Genomic DNA, 15,970 nt, shown 5'->3' on the forward strand with positions numbered 1-15,970 from the left:
TTCTCATTTAACGGATATTCCTTATAAATATCTTAGCCAATTCCAAAATGCTCTTTTCTTTAAATAATTTATGTTTCTTTCATTTGAATAGGCCTCTTTTTCAAAAATAATATTTCTATATGCAATATTCTTATCTTTATATCGAACTGTTTTTAGCAAATAATCTAACACATAGATAAAATAAAATGGCAAAACCAACATTTCTAATTGCTGTCTAATATGAATTTTTTCATGATTGATTAAAACTAAATTTTTAGCGTCTAAATCTTCTTTTATTACTATAAAAGGAAAAATTGTAATTCCTCTAAACCCTCTCGGAATTAAAAATTTAGAAATAATAATCAACATTAGCTTTTTAGTTTATAAATTTGTTATATGAACGAGCAAAATAACGAAAATATATCAGTTGACACAGAAGATTTCTATTATACTCCCGAAGGATATAAATGTTTTACTGAAAAATACCATCTAAAAAGAGGCTATTGTTGTAAAAGTGGTTGTAAACATTGTCCGTATAGTTTTGATAAAAAAACTGGAGACATAAAAAAATAAACAATGTTGGGATACTTTTCCTTTAATAAAAACAAAATAATGAACACCCAGTCATGACTTTTCAAGAGCAAATTCTTCAAGGAATCCCGAATATTTTACCTAAAATTAAGCTTTATGATTTAAATATAAATCATGCTCCAAAACGAAAAGACATTCTCTCTGTTGAAGAAAAAAAATTAGCACTTAGAAATGCTTTACGCTATTTTGAATCGAAACACCATTCAGAATTATTAATCGAATTTACCGAAGAGTTAAATAGTTACGGCCGCATTTATATGTATCGCTTTCGTCCTGATTATAAAATATATGCCAGACCAATCTCTGAATATCCTGGAAAATCAGAGCAAGCCAAAGCAATTATGCTCATGATTCAAAATAATTTAGACAATGCGGTGGCACAACATCCTCACGAATTAATTACTTATGGAGGAAATGGAGCTGTCTTTCAAAACTGGGCACAGTATTTACTAACAATGAAATACTTGTCAGAAATGACTGACGAGCAAACCTTATCTATGTATTCAGGACATCCTATGGGATTATTCCCTTCTCATAAAGAAGCTCCGAGAGTAGTAGTTACAAATGGTATGGTCATTCCTAATTATTCCAAACCCGATGATTTAGAAAAATTCAATACGCTTGGTGTTTCACAATACGGACAAATGACTGCAGGAAGCTATATGTACATTGGCCCGCAAGGAATAGTTCATGGCACCACAATTACTGTCTTAAACGCATTTAGAAAAATTAAAAAAAATCCAATTGGTGGGCTTTTCCTAACTTCAGGATTAGGAGGCATGAGTGGTGCGCAACCAAAAGCAGGAAATATTGCAGGCTGTATTACGGTTTGTGCGGAGGTTAACGCAAAAATTACTCAAATTCGTTACAATCAAGGTTGGATTGATGAAGTAATTTCTAATTTAGAAGAATTAGTAAAAAGAGTAGCACTAGCAAAAGCTAATAAAGAAACTGTGTCTATTGCTTTTTTAGGAAATGTTGTAGAAGTTTGGGAACGTTTTTATGAAGAAAATATTCTAATCGATTTAGGTTCAGACCAAACATCATTACACAATCCGTGGGCTGGAGGTTATTATCCAACAGGAATTTCTTTTGAAGATGCTAATATAATGATGGCAAAACAGCCCGAATTGTTTAAACAAAAAGTTCAAGATAGCCTGCGTCGTCATGTTGCTACTATTAATAAACATGTATCTAGAGGGACTTATTTTTTTGATTATGGCAATGCATTCTTATTAGAAGCTTCTCGTGCAGGGGCTGATATTATGGCAGAAAATACTATCGACTTCAAATATCCAAGTTATGTGCAAGATATTATGGGACCAATGTGTTTTGATTTTGGATTTGGCCCTTTTAGATGGGTTTGTGCATCTGGTAAACAAGAAGACTTACTAAAAACAGATGCTATTGCTTGTAAAGTAATGGAAGAAATAGCAAAAAGCGCTCCTGCTGAAATACAACAACAAATACAAGACAATATAAAATGGATTAAAGGAGCTTCTGCAAATAATCTAGTTGTAGGTTCTCAAGCTCGGATTTTATATGCTGATGCTGAAGGTAGAATTAAAATTGCGGAAGCATTTAACAAAGCTATTGCAAATGATGAGATTGGAACAATCATATTAGGGCGAGATCATCATGACGTTTCAGGAACCGATTCTCCCTTTAGAGAAACCTCAAATATATATGATGGCTCTCGGTTTACCGCCGATATGGCCATACAAAACGTAATTGGAGATAGTTTTAGAGGTGCTACTTGGGTATCTATTCATAATGGTGGTGGCGTTGGCTGGGGAGAAGTAATAAATGGAGGATTTGGTATGGTTCTTGATGGTTCAAAAGAAGCGTCAAGACGATTAGAATCAATGCTTTTTTGGGATGTAAACAACGGAATCTCCAGAAGAAATTGGGCTAGAAATGAAGGCTCAATTTTTGCCATAAAAAGAGCCATGGAGAAACAACCTTTGCTTAAAGTAACGATTCCAAATGCAGTTGATGATTCCTTGTTTTTAGACTAGACTTACTAAATTTAAATTGACGTTGCATACGTAGCATATTAATTAACTTCAATTATTATAAAATCATGAAAACGAAATACTTACTATTATTGTTTTTGATATTTTTACTGGCTTCATGTAGTTCCGTAAGAGTATATTCTGATTATGATAAAAATGTAGATTTTTCAGCATACAAAACATATGCCTTTTACAAAACGGGCATAGATAAAGTAGAAATTTCTGATTTTGACAAAAAAAGAATTCTGCGTTCTATTGATGAAGAAATGTCTGCAAAAGGACTAACCAAAAGCGAAACACCTGATCTACTCATAAACATTAATACAAAAGCAGAAAAAAGCATAGATGTAAATCAATTTAATAGCGCATGGGGATATGGCTGGGGATTTGGTTGGAATCCATATTGGGGAGCAAACACTATGGTTTCTACTACAATTGAAGGCATTCTCATTATTGATTTAATTGATGCCAAGAAAAAAGAGCTCGTTTGGCAAGGTGAAGGTATAGGCAATTTAACGCGAGACACCAATAAAAAAGATGAAAATATTAAAAATTTCGTATCTAAAATTTTAGTTTTATATCCGCCAATTGTCAAAAAATAATTGCAATAGCATAATTATAAAATCCTCAATACTTTCCCAGCTTTTACAAAAAAGTTGGGATTTTGTTTTTATAAATCCCTTATTTTAAAAATTAATGCAAAAAAAATACAGTTTGTTTGAAATTGATTTCAGAAAAATCAAGAAGAAAAATAGTCTGGTAAAAATTTTACCGTCGTAATAAATCTTAATATAAATCATTTAAATACAGTATTTTACAAATATTTATATAGAGTTTAACACTGTAAAGCATAAAAAACAACTTAATAAAAAGCATAAAAAAACACTAGTTTTGCATTCTCTATAAAAAATAGTTATAAAAGATTAAAAAAATGGAATTAAATAGATACAGCAAAACTGTAACGCAAGATCCAACTCAACCTGCTTCTCAGGCTATGCTTTACGGAATTGGACTAGATGAAGAAAAATTAGCGCAACCTTTTGTAGGAATAGCTTCTATGGGTTATGATGGAAATACTTGTAACATGCACCTCAATCATTTAGCATCTTACATAAAAGTCGAAGTGAATGCTGCAGAAATGGTCGGCCTTATTTTTAATACAATTGGAATCAGTGACGGAATAACAAACGGAACAGATGGTATGCGATATTCATTGGTTAGTCGCGAAATAATTGCTGACAGTATAGAAAGTGTTGTTGCGGGACATTATTATGATGCTGTTATTGCAGTACCCGGTTGCGACAAAAATATGCCTGGAGCTATAATAGCCATGGGAAGATTAAACCGCCCGTCAATAATGGTGTATGGTGGAACTATTGCTCCGGGAAAATATCAAGGAAAAGATTTAAATATAGTTTCTGCTTTTGAAGCTTTAGGTGAAAAAATTGCAGGAAAAATATCCGACGAAGATTTCAAGAATATAGTAAAAAATTCTTGCCCTGGTGCTGGTGCTTGTGGCGGAATGTATACTGCGAATACCATGGCAATTGCTATTGAAGCTCTCGGGATGAGTCTTCCTTATTCTAGCTCTAATCCTGCTATTAGTGACGAAAAAATTGAAGAATGCAAACAATCTTCACATTATATAAAAATATTATTAGAAAAAAATATTTGTCCAAAAGACATTATGACTTTTGAGGCTTTTGAAAACGCTCTTACCACTCTGATTGCTCTTGGAGGTAGTACAAATGCAGTCCTTCACATGATTGCCATGGCAAAAAGTGTAGGTGTTAAAATTACAATCGATGATTTTCAAAGAATCAGTGACAAAACACCTTTAATTGCCGATTTTAAACCAGGAGGAAATTATTTGATGCAAAACTTGCACGAAAAAGGCGGCGTTCCAATGGTTCTAAAATATCTTTTAAGTAAAGGAATGTTACACGGGAATTGTATAACAGTAACTGGTAAAACACTAGCCGAAAATTTAAAGGATATTAAAGACATTGATTTTGAAGATCAAAACATTATACGTCCTATAGAAAAACCAATTAAAGAAACAGGACACCTTCAAATATTATATGGTAATATAGCCGAGAAAGGCTCGGTAGCTAAAATTACTGGAAAAGAAGGAGAAAAATTTGTTGGCCCTGCAAGAGTTTTTGATGGCGAAAAAGAATTAATTCAAGGCATTGAAGATAAAAAAATAAAAGCTGGTGATGTTGTAGTTATTCGCTATGTTGGTCCTAAAGGGGGGCCGGGAATGCCCGAAATGTTAAAGCCTACATCAGCTATTATTGGTGCCGGATTAGGAAAAAGTGTGGCTTTGATTACCGATGGAAGATTCAGTGGCGGTACACACGGATTCGTTGTTGGTCATATTACACCCGAAGCTTATGATGGCGGAGCAATTGCATTTATAAACGATGGTGATACTATAGTTTTAGATGCAGTAAACAACAAAATACATCTTGACATTAGTGATGAAGAATTAAAAGAAAGAAGAAAATCATTTGTAACTCCTAAACTTAAAGCAACAAATGGAGTTCTTTATAAATATGCTCAATTGGTAAAAGACGCTTCTGAAGGTTGCGTTACAGATGAATCGTAAATTCAACAAAAAATGGAAATATTGCAAAGCTCTGATATAAAAAACACAAATAAACAAGTTGTAAATACAACTGGAAGTTTAGCTGTAATTGATGCTCTTTTATCTGAAAAAGTAGATACTATCTTCGGATATCCTGGCGGTGCGATTATGCCAATATATGATGCGCTATATGATTTTAGTGACAAGTTAAATCACATACTAGTGCGTCACGAGCAAGGCGCAATTCATGCCGCACAAGGATACGCCAGAGTAAGCGGAAAAACAGGTGTTGTTTTTGCAACAAGTGGTCCAGGCGCAACTAATTTGGTAACCGGTTTAGCAGATGCTCTTATCGATTCTACTCCATTAGTATGTATTACTGGCCAAGTATTTGCTCATCTTTTGGGTACCGATGCTTTTCAGGAAACTGACATTATAAATATAACTACACCTATTACCAAATGGAATTATCAAGTAACTGATGCTAAAGAAATTCCTGAAATTTTAGCAAAAGCGTTTTTTATAGCAAAAAGTGGTCGTCCTGGTCCAGTTGTAATCGATATAACAAAGAATGCTCAAATGCAATTGTTTGATTATATAGGCTATAGACCTTGCATACATATTAGAAGTTACAGACCAAAACCTATTGTTCGTCCAGAATATATAGAAAAAGCTGCCGCTATAATCAATCAAGCAAAAAAACCATTCATCATTTTTGGGCAAGGCGTTTTATTAGGAAATGCGGAAAAAGAATTTATTGATTTTATAGAAAAATCAGGAATTCCAACAGCTTGGACTATTATGGGAATGAGTGCTATTCCTACCGACCACCCTTTATCGGTTGGTATGTTAGGAATGCATGGCAATTATGGCCCTAATTATTTAACCAACGAATGTGATGTGTTAATTGCTGTAGGGATGCGTTTTGACGATCGTGTTACGGGACGTTTAGATAAATATGCCAAACAAGCCAAAGTCATACATCTTGATATAGATCCTGCAGAAATAGACAAAAACGTTCAAACAACCGTACCCGTATGGGGCGATTGCAAAGAAACATTACCATTACTTACTGCTTTAATTGAAAAAAAATCGCATCCAGAATGGTTTGCCGAATTTGATAAAAAAAGAGAAAAAGAAGAAAAAACAGTAATCCAGAAAGAGTTGAACCCAACTGAAGGTGGTTTAACTATGGGTGAGGTTATGAGTGTATTAAATGACTTAACAGGTGGCGATGCTGTTATTGTAACCGATGTGGGACAGCATCAAATGGTCGCTTGTCGGTATACAAAACAAAATATCAAGCGAAGCAATGTTACTAGTGGAGGCTTAGGTACAATGGGGTTTGCCCTACCAGCTGCTATTGGCGCCAAGTTTGGAGCTCCAGAAAGACAAGTTGTTGCTATAATGGGTGATGGAGGTGCGCAAATGAACCTACAAGAGTTAGGTACCATTATGCAATTTCAACCTAATGTAAAAATCTTAATTCTTAACAATAGCTTTTTAGGAATGGTGCGCCAATGGCAAGAACTTTTTCATGAAAAAAGATATTCCTATACTGACATCACTAGCCCTGATTTTGTGAAAGTAGCAAATGCCTATAACATCGCTGGAAAACACGTTTCTGAAAGAGAGCAATTAAGAGAAAGTGTAAAAGAGATGTTAGATCATCCAAGTTCGTTTCTTTTAGAAGTTGCCGTAATTCATGAAGACAATGTATTCCCTATGGTTCCGCAAGGAAAAGGAGTGGCTGAAATTGTATTGAGCAAAGAAGAAATCTAAAATAATCAAAATGAAACAGGAATATACATTAACCGTTTATACAGAAAATCAGGTTGGCCTTCTCAATAGAATTGCAATCATGTTTTCTAGAAGAAAGATTAATTTAGAAAGCTTAAATACTTCTCCAAGCGAAATAGACAATATTCATCGATTTACCATTGTTGTAGAAGAAACCGAAGTTGTTGTTAAAAATTTGGCGCGACAAATGGAAAAAATGGTTGATGTCTTCAAAGTAAATTACAACACAAATGATGAAATTATTTGGCAACAAATAGCACTCTATAAAGTTCCAACTTCTGTAATCATGAAAGAAGTAAAAGTAGAACGATTACTACGAAGATATGGAGCTAGAACAGTAGTAATTCGGGAGGATTACACCGTTTTTGAAACTACTGGTCAAGATGAAGAAATTGATAATTTATTGAAAGAATTAGATAAATACGGCTTAATCGAATTTGTAAAAAGTTCTCGCATAGCCATTATTAAATCGAGTGAAGGTGTTCATAAAAGGGTTCTAAATATGGAAAAAAATGATCCAACAAAAAAACCTATAAACAACGAATTTTTGAATCATAAAAGTATGATCTTTCAAATGTAGTCGCCGAAAAAAAGAATAGAACAAAGACAATAGACAAATAAATATTTAAATTAAAACAAAAAAAATGGCAAATTATTTCAATTCACTTCCACACCGTCTTAAAGTACAGGAATTAGGAAAATGTGATTTTATGCAAAGCAGCGAATTTGCAGATGGTGTTAAAAAACTTATCGGAAAAAAAATTGTAATCATAGGTTGCGGTGCTCAAGGATTGGCTCAAGGTCAAAACATGCGCGATAGTGGTCTTCATGTAGCGTACGCTTTACGTCAAGAAGCTATTGACAATAAAAGAGCGTCGTATCTTAATGCTATAGAAAACGGTTTTGAAGTGGGAACTTTCGAAACAATAATTCCAACTGCTGATTTGGTTTCCAATTTAGCTCCAGACAAACAACATACACCGGTAATCAACAAAATTGTTCCTTTAATGAAACAAGGGGCGTGCCTGTCTTATTCTCACGGTTTTAATATTGTTGAAGAAGGAACTCAAATCCGTAAAGATTTAACGGTGGTGATGATTGCTCCAAAATCGCCAGCTTCTGAAGTGCGTCACGAATATTTACGTGGTTTTGGTGTGCCAACACTAATTGCTGTTCACTCTGATAACGACCCAAATGGCGACGGATTAGAAATTGCAAAAGCATATTGCGTAGGAACTGGTGGGCACAGAGCGGGAGTTTTACTTTCTTCTTTTGTAGCTGAAGTAAAATCAGATTTAATGGGAGAGCAAACCATTCTTTGTGGATTGTTGCAAACCGGTTCTATTTTGAGTTTCAATAAAATGGTTGAAAAAGGAATTGATGCTGGATATGCCTCTAAATTAGTGCAATACGGCTGGGAGGTAATTACCGAAGCCTTAAAAATTGGCGGTATTACCAATATGATGGATCGCCTTTCTAATCCTGCAAAAATTGAAGCTTTCAAAATTTCAGAAGAATTAAAAGATATCATGCGTCCGTTGTTTGTGAAACACATGGATGATATTTTGTCTGGCGAATTCTCTAAAACAATGATGGAAGATTGGGCTAATGGAGACAAAAACTTGTTGACTTGGCGTGAAGCTACTGGCCAAACTGATTTCGAAAAAACACCTGCTGGAAACGTTGAAATTTCAGAACAAGAGTATTTTGACAATGCCACTTTGATGGTTGCTTTTGTAAAATCAGGAGTAGAATTGGCATACGAAACGATGACTTGTTCTGGTATTAAAAACGAATCGGCTTACTACGAATCGTTACACGAAACGCCACTTATTGCTAACACAATTGCTCGTAAGAAATTGTTCGAAATGAATCGCGTTATTTCTGACACAGCTGAATACGGTTGTTATTTGTTTGATCATGCTTGTAAACCGCTTTTGACTGACTTTATGAAAACAGTTGAGACGAACATCATTGGAAAAAACTACAATACAAGTAACAACGGACAAGTAGACAATTTCGAATTGGTAAAAGTAAATGCGGCTATCCGCAACCACTCCATCGAAATTTGTGGAGCTGAACTTCGTGCTGCTATGACTGCCATGAAAAAAATTGTGGAGTAAGTAAATATTCTTATAAAAATATTTTTTATTAAAACCGTAACAGTGATGTTACGGTTTTTTTTGTTTAACCAAACATAAAAACAACAAATAGTTGTAAATTTACTTAACAGTTAGTGCATCGTTATGGAAACTCCTATTGAAAGCAATCTTTTATTAGATCGACTACCCAAGCATCTGAAACAGTTTGTTAAACCTCAGCTTTATTCCGATTATACTCCAATCAACCAAGCCGTTTGGCGTTATGTGATGCGCAGAAATGTTTCCTATTTGAGTAGCGTTGCCCATAGTTCCTATTTGGAAGGATTAAAAAAAACAGGCCTAGAAATCGATTCCATTCCCAACATGTATGGCATGAACCGAATTTTGAAAGAAATTGGTTGGGCCGCCGTAGCCGTTGACGGATTTATTCCTCCCAATGCTTTCATGGAATTTCAAGCGTATAATGTTTTAGTAATTGCATCCGATATTCGGCAACTAGAACATATTGAATATACTCCCGCACCAGACATTATTCACGAAGCTGCTGGCCACGCTCCTATTATTGCCAATCCTGAATATGCGGAATATTTACGCCGTTTTGGTGAAATTGGCTGTAAAGCTATTTCCTCTTCGCTCGATATTGACATGTATGAAGCCGTTCGATTGCTTTCTATTTTGAAAGAGGCAGAAGATACTCCACATTCTGAAATTGAAGCAGCTGAAAAAAAAGTGACTGATTTACAAAACAACATGGGTGAATTGTCGGAAATGGCACAAATCAGAAATCTACATTGGTGGACTGTTGAATATGGATTAATAGGAACTATTGAAAATCCTAAAATATACGGTGCTGGATTGCTTTCTTCTATTGGCGAAAGCGCTTGGTGCATGACCAATAATGTAAAGAAAATTCCTTACAACATATCAGCAGCTTTTCAAAATTTTGACATTACAAAACCCCAGCCTCAGTTGTATGTTACTCCTGATTTTGCTTATTTGAGTATGGTTTTGGAAGAGTTTGCCCATAAAATGGCTTTGCGAACAGGCGGATTGCTTGGCATTCAAAAACTCATACATTCGAAAGCTATAGGAACTATTGAATTGAGTACTGGAATTCAAATTTCTGGGTTGTTTTCTAATGTTATTGAACATGAGGGCAAACCCATTTATATTCAAACTACGGGAAAAACAGCTTTATCCTACCGAGAAAAAGAATTGGTAGGACATGGAACACTTTATCATTCTAAAGGTTTTGGCAGTCCAATAGGGAAACTCAAAGGCATTAATCTGGCCATTGAAGATATGAGTCCGAGAGATTTACGTGCTTATGATATTTATGAATCTGAAAAAGTAACTCTGGAATTCGAGGGAAATATCATCGTTTCGGGAGAAATCATTACGGGTTCTCGAAATCTTCGGGGTGATATCATTTTGATTCGTTTTGCAAATTGTACGGTAACTCATAACGACACCACTCTGTTTAAACCGGAATGGGGAACTTATGACATGGCTGTAGGTAAAAAAGTAATCTCTGCTTTCTCTGGTCCGGCAGACATTGATAGTTTTGACTTGATTACTCCCATTTCATCCTGTCATACTAAAAAACAAAAAATAACTAAAGAACGGGAAGAGTTAGAGCTTTTATATCAAACTATTAGAAACCTTCGTGAAGGAAAAAAAAGTAAATTTTCGATAAATACAATTTTTGAAATGCTAAAAAACAATCACCCTAACGATTGGTTGCTTTCCGTTGAAATTTTAGAGCTATTACAAAAAAAGAAAAACAATGAATTAGTATTGCTAGTTTTGAACCATTTGGAAATCTTAAAACAAAATCGTCCTGAAGTAGCTCCTTTAATTAAGGCTGGAGTCGAGCTGATTTTGTAGTTTATTTAAACTTCTTCAAGGTTTCTTTAGTAAAATCTGAAAGTACTAATTTTCCACTTATAGCCGCTCGTTCCGCTAAAAGCACATCCCAATAGTCAGTACCATTCCAAAACATTTTTTTTGCTTCAAGCATGGCTTCTGGATTGTAATTTCGAATGTTTTCTGCTAAAGTTAAAATAGCTTCGTCTAATAAATTACTGTTTTCATAAACAACAGCGTACAACCCTTTCTCTCTTGCCCATGATGCCTCAAAAAATTGAGCTGCATTTATTGTCATTTGAGATAAAGCCGAAAGTCCTATTTTACGTTCAATTGCTGGACTCACTACAAAAGGTCCAATACCAATTGTGAATTCACTTAATTTTATAGAAGCATATTGAGTAGCCATACAATAATCTGCTGCTGCTGCTATACCTACTCCACCACCAACAGCTTTACCTTGTATGCGCCCAATAATAAACTTCGGACATTTACGCATGGCATTTATAACATTAGCAAAACCAGAAAAAAATGCTTTACCGGAATCTATATCGTTTATCTGAACCAATTCTTTAAGGCTGGCTCCAGCACAAAACGTTCGGTCTCCGCCACTTTTAAGAACAATTACTTTTACAGTATTGTCTATTCCTGCATTAGTTATGGTTTCTGTTAGCTTAGACAACAAATTTGCTGGCAATGAGTTTTGTTCCGGGTGAAAAAACTCAATAGTGGCAATTCCGTTTTGGATGTCCTGTTTTACATATGCTTCGGTCATTGTAGTAGTCTGGATATTGATGTCATATCAAATATAGAATTTATTTTAGTTCAAGGTAACTTTTGTTACAAAATAATTCTATTTATCAAAATACATTTGCATCGTAAACAAATAAAATTATGGGATTATTCGATTTTTTAGGTATTGGAAATAAAGAAAACAGCATTCAAGAGTTTATTAAAAAAGGTGCTATAATTATTGACGTTAGAAGTGTTTCAGAATTTAATAGTGGTCATATTATGAACGCTAAAAACATCCCTTTGAACAATCTAGAAAGCAAAATAGATGAAATCAAAAAGTGGAACAAACCAATTATTGCTTGCTGTCTTTCAGGAATGCGAAGTGCACAGGCAACTTCTTTATTGAAACAAAATAAAATTCAAGTCATTAACGGTGGTGGATGGCAAAGTTTAAAAAGTAAATTATAAAATAGTTACATTTTTATTTTAGTATTCCAATCTGAATCCTTTTTAATGATTTTATCTTCATATTGAAGCGTCCAACCCATGGTATTGGTAAGAATTAATATTTTAGAAAGTTCACTCACCAGTCTATTTTTTGCGTTTCTTTTCAGTGAAGATTTCTCCATTTTTTTTGCAAGATTGGCTCTTACCGACTTATTGATTTTATTATAATCATCTCCTGTAAAAGGATTCAATTTACTCTGTTCGACATCATAAAACTGAATGTCTGGCGAGATTTTAATTTCTTCTTTTGGGATCTTTAAAATAGTAATGATCTTGTTTTTCTCATCAATATCGTATTTCATCTTGCGTAAATCATAGGCTACGGTTACATCTGCATTGACAATAATTAAAGCTTTTTTCTCGAAAGAAATCATGTCCATGAAATACTTGTCTTGATCTTTATAGGTCAATACTTGAGAGAAATGACCTTCGGTAACGATTAGCTTTCCAACGTTTACAATTTGCTGTTGAATTAGATTTGAGTTGTAATCTATAGTTGAAGTATCGTCTTTTTTAAACTCACAAAACTTGAATAGTAAAAAAACAGCTAGTGAAATTCCGGTTATAAGTAAAATTCTTCTTTGCATAATTAAAATTTAATTAAAGGATATTCCGAAACTAATTTAGTTATTTTCATTTTAAGTTTATCAGCAAATTTTATATGGCTTTCAGAATTTGGATTAAAAGGCCGATGCGCCAATCCCTTTTGAATGCTGTCTACTTCTGCCATCATAGTATATGACAATTCCGAAATCCAGGTTTCAGTAAAACGCTCCCAGATATAATCAATCGCCACTTGACTGGGATGTAACATATCTTCGGCATAAAACCGATAATCACGAAGTTCGTCCAATAAAATTTCGTAGGAAGGAAAATAATTGACAATGGATAATGGATACTGAATAATTTGATGAATCGCTGTAATTAAGTGTGCTTTGCTGCGTTGATTTTCTACAAAACCATCTTTAATGTGACGCACTGGCGAGATGGTGAAAATTATAGTACAATTTGGATTTGTTTTTTGAAGTAAATCTATTGTATTTTGAATAGATTTTGTGATTGTTTCAACAGATAAAATTTCTTTATCAAATTGATTTTGAGGCGCTTTATGACAATTAGCAACCGCTTCATTTGTTGCTTTTAATTTATATATCCATGAGGTTCCAAACGTAATGATTATATGTGTGGATTCAGTTATGTGTTGATGTGTTGATTGTTGTAAGGAATTTAATGTGTTTAAAAATTCCTCCTTGTTTTCTGTGCTCAAATCCGAATGTACCTCGTAACAATGCCAACGTTCGTTGTGAAAGAAAATATCCTTCTCTGTAAATTGTTCGTGATTAATTGCTCGTGATACTACCTTTTCAATAGAAACTGGATTAAAAATGATACCAAACGGATTAACAATATTTTGAAATTTAAAATACTCGAATTTCACCGCCATACTCTCCGCAAAACAAGAACCCAAAGACACAATATTGGAATTGTAATCAATTGGTATATGACTTTCGGGTATTGAAACTTTGGTTGTGAAGTTCATTTAGAATATATTTTCCTTCAAAAATACAAAATAGCAATCAAATAAATTTGGCAATTACATATTGCATAATTAATAACTACTTTTGCAACTTCAAAATAAACTATATGAATTTATTATATTCTTATCTAAAAAAACATAAAACATTATTATTATTTGCCTTACTGATGGCCGCAATAAATATTTGTTTTAGCCTATCTGACTCGGTTATTACAGGAAAATTAATGCAAGATTGCGGGGTTGGGATTGCCAAGTATAAAGGAAACGAAATAGGGTTTATAAAAGCAGTCGGCTTTTGGCTACTACTATCTTTAGGTGCGTCAATGATTTCTCGTTTAACAAAAAATTTTCAAGATTATTTTACTAATGTTGTCATTCAGCGAACGGGTGCCGAAATGTATACGGACGGAATTAAAAAATCATTGGATTTGCCTTACGAAGATTTTGAAGACCAACGCAGTGGTGAAACGCTGAGCCGATTGCAAAAAGTAAGAACTGATTCTGAAAAATTAATCACTTTATCGATTTCTCTAATTTTTCAAACCATTGTTGGATTTATTTTTGTCATAATTTATATCTCTAGAATTGACTACCGAATTTCTTTTATCTTTTTAATTGCCGCGCCTATTATTGCAATATTGAGTTCTTTTTTAGGAAAAAAGATAAAAGTGATTTCTCGTCGAATTGTTATGCAAACGAATTCTCTTGCTGGCTCTACAACCGAAAGTTTGCGAAATATTGAACTTGTAAAAAGTTTAGGCTTAACAAAACAAGAAGAAAAACGATTAAACACCAATACACAAAAAATATTGAGTCTCGAACTACAAAAAATCAGATTCATTAGAAGTTTGAGTTTTATTCAAGGTACAACTGTTCATCTTCTTAGAACCTGTGTCGTTTTTGCCTTATATTATTTTTTATTTGGCGATAAAATTTTGGTTGGTGATTTGTTAACGATGGTGTTTTTTACTTTCTTTATTTTTGGTCCGTTACAAGAATTGAGTTCGTTTATTATTGTTAGAAATGAAACCAAAGTATCGCTAGAAAATTTTCAAAATCTACTGAATTCGCAATCGGAATTCCGACCAGAAAATCCAAAATCAATCGCAAAAATAGAATCATTGCAATTTTCGAATGTAAGTTTTAAACACAAAACAGCACATTATCCAGCGGTTGAGAACATCAATTTTACAATAAAAAAGGGAGAAACCATAGCTTTTGTTGGGCCATCTGGAGCTGGAAAAACAACCTTGGTAAAATTATTGGTTGGATTATATCCGCCGGCTCAAGGCGAAGTATTGTACAACGACATCAATTCTAAGGAAGTCGATTTATTAGATTTACGCCAACAATTAGGTTTTGTTACCCAAGATGCACAATTGTTTTCAGGAACCATTCGTGAAAATTTATTGTTTGTAAAACCATTCGCTTCTGATGAAGAGTTATATGATGTTTTAAAAAGAGCGAGTTGTGAAACTTTATTGCAACGTGCGCAAGACGGATTAAATTCGACTATTGGTGAGGGAGGCATTAAAGTTTCTGGTGGTGAAAAACAACGATTATCGATTGCTCGTGCTATTTTACGAAATCCAAATTTATTGATTTTTGATGAAGCTACTTCGGCTTTAGATTCGATTACCGAAGAAGAAATCAATTCGACTATAAGAACTATTTCAGATACGAATCGAATTACGGTTTTAATTGCACATCGACTTTCAACTATCATGCACGCTGATACAATTTTTGTTTTAGAACAAGGAAAAATTATTGAGCAAGGAAAACACGACGATTTATTGTTAGAAAAAGGGTTGTATTACGCGATGTGGAGACAACAAATTGGGGAGAGGAAATAGATTTATGTAACATTATAAACCATTAGCTACTCTTGTTATTCCCTTTTTGATTAATGCTTCATTAAAATTAATAAGTAATCCGAGTTTTATTTTTGTAATTCTCAAATAAGTTAATAACTGTTTTGGATGAACTCTTGAAACTTGTTCTACAGATTTTATCTCAATAATTACTTTATTTTCAACTATTAAATCCGTCCTAAATCCTACATCGAGAAAAACATTTTCCCAAATAACTGGAATTGGTTTTTGCCTTTCTACACTCAAACCTATTTTTACTAATTCATGAAAAAGAATTGCTTCATAAACCGACTCCAATAATCCTGGACCAAATTTAGTGTGAATTTTATAAGAAATGTCAACAATAATTTTTGATATTTCGTTTTCTGTCATAATTC

At 33.8% G+C, this 15,970-nt stretch carries 15 protein-coding genes; 10 read left to right on the forward strand and 5 right to left on the reverse strand.

Features of this window, described 5'->3' with window-relative positions:
* Positions 1–21: 21 nt before the first annotated feature.
* The gene (locus tag F6464_RS04405; RefSeq protein ID WP_151106596.1) at positions 22–348 is read right to left on the reverse strand and encodes a hypothetical protein; all 327 of its coding nucleotides are present in this window, start codon (positions 346–348) and stop codon (positions 22–24) included.
* A 27-nt stretch (positions 349–375) separates the two neighbouring features.
* Here F6464_RS04405 and F6464_RS14475 point away from each other — a divergent pair, with 27 nt between their 5' ends.
* The 8 genes from F6464_RS14475 to F6464_RS04440 all read left to right on the forward strand — a co-directional run bounded on the left by F6464_RS14475 (position 376) and on the right by F6464_RS04440 (position 10,964).
* Positions 376–552, forward strand: a complete 177-nt coding sequence (locus F6464_RS14475; RefSeq protein WP_191963321.1) for a DUF5522 domain-containing protein — start codon at positions 376–378, stop codon at positions 550–552.
* Between the two features lie 53 nt (positions 553–605).
* The gene (locus F6464_RS04410) at positions 606–2,588 is read left to right on the forward strand and encodes a urocanate hydratase (RefSeq protein WP_151106597.1); all 1,983 of its coding nucleotides are present in this window, start codon (positions 606–608) and stop codon (positions 2,586–2,588) included.
* Positions 2,589–2,653: 65 nt separating this feature from the next.
* The gene (locus F6464_RS04415) at positions 2,654–3,187 is read left to right on the forward strand and encodes a DUF4136 domain-containing protein (RefSeq protein ID WP_151106598.1); all 534 of its coding nucleotides are present in this window, start codon (positions 2,654–2,656) and stop codon (positions 3,185–3,187) included.
* 329 nt (positions 3,188–3,516) lie between these two features.
* On the forward strand, positions 3,517–5,196 hold the full coding sequence (ilvD, locus tag F6464_RS04420) for a dihydroxy-acid dehydratase (protein ID WP_151106599.1): 1,680 nt from the start codon (positions 3,517–3,519) through the stop codon (positions 5,194–5,196).
* 12 nt (positions 5,197–5,208) lie between these two features.
* Positions 5,209–6,957: a biosynthetic-type acetolactate synthase large subunit gene (ilvB, locus tag F6464_RS04425; protein ID WP_151106600.1), complete on the forward strand. Its 1,749-nt coding sequence runs from the start codon at positions 5,209–5,211 to the stop codon at positions 6,955–6,957.
* A 10-nt stretch (positions 6,958–6,967) separates the two neighbouring features.
* Positions 6,968–7,555 (forward strand): acetolactate synthase small subunit, encoded by a 588-nt coding sequence (gene ilvN, locus F6464_RS04430; protein WP_151106601.1) that lies wholly within the window; start codon positions 6,968–6,970, stop codon positions 7,553–7,555.
* Between the two features lie 64 nt (positions 7,556–7,619).
* Positions 7,620–9,098 carry a ketol-acid reductoisomerase gene (gene ilvC / locus F6464_RS04435; RefSeq protein WP_151106602.1) on the forward strand — a complete coding sequence of 493 codons (1,479 nt, stop codon included), beginning with the start codon at positions 7,620–7,622 and terminating at the stop codon, positions 9,096–9,098.
* Between the two features lie 123 nt (positions 9,099–9,221).
* Entirely contained in the window at positions 9,222–10,964 is a 1,743-nt protein-coding gene (locus F6464_RS04440; RefSeq protein ID WP_151106603.1) for an aromatic amino acid hydroxylase, read from the forward strand.
* Between the two features lies 1 nt (position 10,965).
* On the opposite strand, the gene F6464_RS04445 is transcribed toward F6464_RS04440, so the two are convergent.
* Positions 10,966–11,718, reverse strand: coding sequence for an enoyl-CoA hydratase/isomerase family protein (locus tag F6464_RS04445; protein WP_151106604.1), 753 nt, complete (start codon positions 11,716–11,718; stop codon positions 10,966–10,968).
* Between the two features lie 119 nt (positions 11,719–11,837).
* Between F6464_RS04445 and F6464_RS04450 the strand changes: the two genes are divergently transcribed.
* Entirely contained in the window at positions 11,838–12,146 is a 309-nt protein-coding gene (locus tag F6464_RS04450) for a rhodanese-like domain-containing protein (RefSeq protein WP_151106605.1), read from the forward strand.
* Between the two features lie 5 nt (positions 12,147–12,151).
* Here F6464_RS04450 and F6464_RS04455 read toward each other — a convergent pair whose 3' ends face one another.
* The gene (locus F6464_RS04455; RefSeq protein ID WP_151106606.1) at positions 12,152–12,772 is read right to left on the reverse strand and encodes a DUF4230 domain-containing protein; all 621 of its coding nucleotides are present in this window, start codon (positions 12,770–12,772) and stop codon (positions 12,152–12,154) included.
* 2 nt (positions 12,773–12,774) lie between these two features.
* Entirely contained in the window at positions 12,775–13,725 is a 951-nt protein-coding gene (locus F6464_RS04460) for a GSCFA domain-containing protein (protein WP_151106607.1), read from the reverse strand.
* 104 nt (positions 13,726–13,829) lie between these two features.
* Here F6464_RS04460 and F6464_RS04465 point away from each other — a divergent pair, with 104 nt between their 5' ends.
* Positions 13,830–15,575, forward strand: a complete 1,746-nt coding sequence (locus tag F6464_RS04465) for an ABC transporter ATP-binding protein (protein WP_151106608.1) — start codon at positions 13,830–13,832, stop codon at positions 15,573–15,575.
* A 12-nt stretch (positions 15,576–15,587) separates the two neighbouring features.
* Here F6464_RS04465 and F6464_RS04470 read toward each other — a convergent pair whose 3' ends face one another.
* Positions 15,588–15,965 (reverse strand): GxxExxY protein, encoded by a 378-nt coding sequence (locus F6464_RS04470; RefSeq protein ID WP_151106609.1) that lies wholly within the window; start codon positions 15,963–15,965, stop codon positions 15,588–15,590.
* Positions 15,966–15,970: the final 5 nt, after the last annotated feature.

It is taken from the genome of Flavobacterium luteum, from assembly GCF_008806775.1.
In the GTDB taxonomy this organism is placed as follows: domain Bacteria; phylum Bacteroidota; class Bacteroidia; order Flavobacteriales; family Flavobacteriaceae; genus Flavobacterium; species Flavobacterium luteum.

Bases quoted from the DNA above. Each gene is read 5' to 3' on its own strand.
- F6464_RS04460 (WP_151106607.1), bottom strand. From the start codon at position 13,725: ATGAACTTCACAACCAAAGTTTCAATACCCGAAAGTCATATACCAATT.
- F6464_RS04445 (WP_151106604.1), bottom strand. From the start codon at position 11,718: ATGACCGAAGCATATGTAAAACAGGACATCCAAAACGGAATTGCCACT.
- ilvC (WP_151106602.1), top strand. From the start codon at position 7,620: ATGGCAAATTATTTCAATTCACTTCCACACCGTCTTAAAGTACAGGAA.
- F6464_RS04410 (WP_151106597.1), top strand. From the start codon at position 606: ATGACTTTTCAAGAGCAAATTCTTCAAGGAATCCCGAATATTTTACCT.
- F6464_RS04440 (WP_151106603.1), top strand. From the start codon at position 9,222: ATGGAAACTCCTATTGAAAGCAATCTTTTATTAGATCGACTACCCAAG.
- F6464_RS04450 (WP_151106605.1), top strand. From the start codon at position 11,838: ATGGGATTATTCGATTTTTTAGGTATTGGAAATAAAGAAAACAGCATT.
- F6464_RS04405 (WP_151106596.1), bottom strand. From the start codon at position 348: ATGTTGATTATTATTTCTAAATTTTTAATTCCGAGAGGGTTTAGAGGA.
- ilvN (WP_151106601.1), top strand. From the start codon at position 6,968: ATGAAACAGGAATATACATTAACCGTTTATACAGAAAATCAGGTTGGC.
- F6464_RS04465 (WP_151106608.1), top strand. From the start codon at position 13,830: ATGAATTTATTATATTCTTATCTAAAAAAACATAAAACATTATTATTA.
- F6464_RS14475 (WP_191963321.1), top strand. From the start codon at position 376: ATGAACGAGCAAAATAACGAAAATATATCAGTTGACACAGAAGATTTC.
- F6464_RS04470 (WP_151106609.1), bottom strand. From the start codon at position 15,965: ATGACAGAAAACGAAATATCAAAAATTATTGTTGACATTTCTTATAAA.
- F6464_RS04415 (WP_151106598.1), top strand. From the start codon at position 2,654: ATGAAAACGAAATACTTACTATTATTGTTTTTGATATTTTTACTGGCT.
- ilvB (WP_151106600.1), top strand. From the start codon at position 5,209: ATGGAAATATTGCAAAGCTCTGATATAAAAAACACAAATAAACAAGTT.
- F6464_RS04455 (WP_151106606.1), bottom strand. From the start codon at position 12,772: ATGCAAAGAAGAATTTTACTTATAACCGGAATTTCACTAGCTGTTTTT.
- ilvD (WP_151106599.1), top strand. From the start codon at position 3,517: ATGGAATTAAATAGATACAGCAAAACTGTAACGCAAGATCCAACTCAA.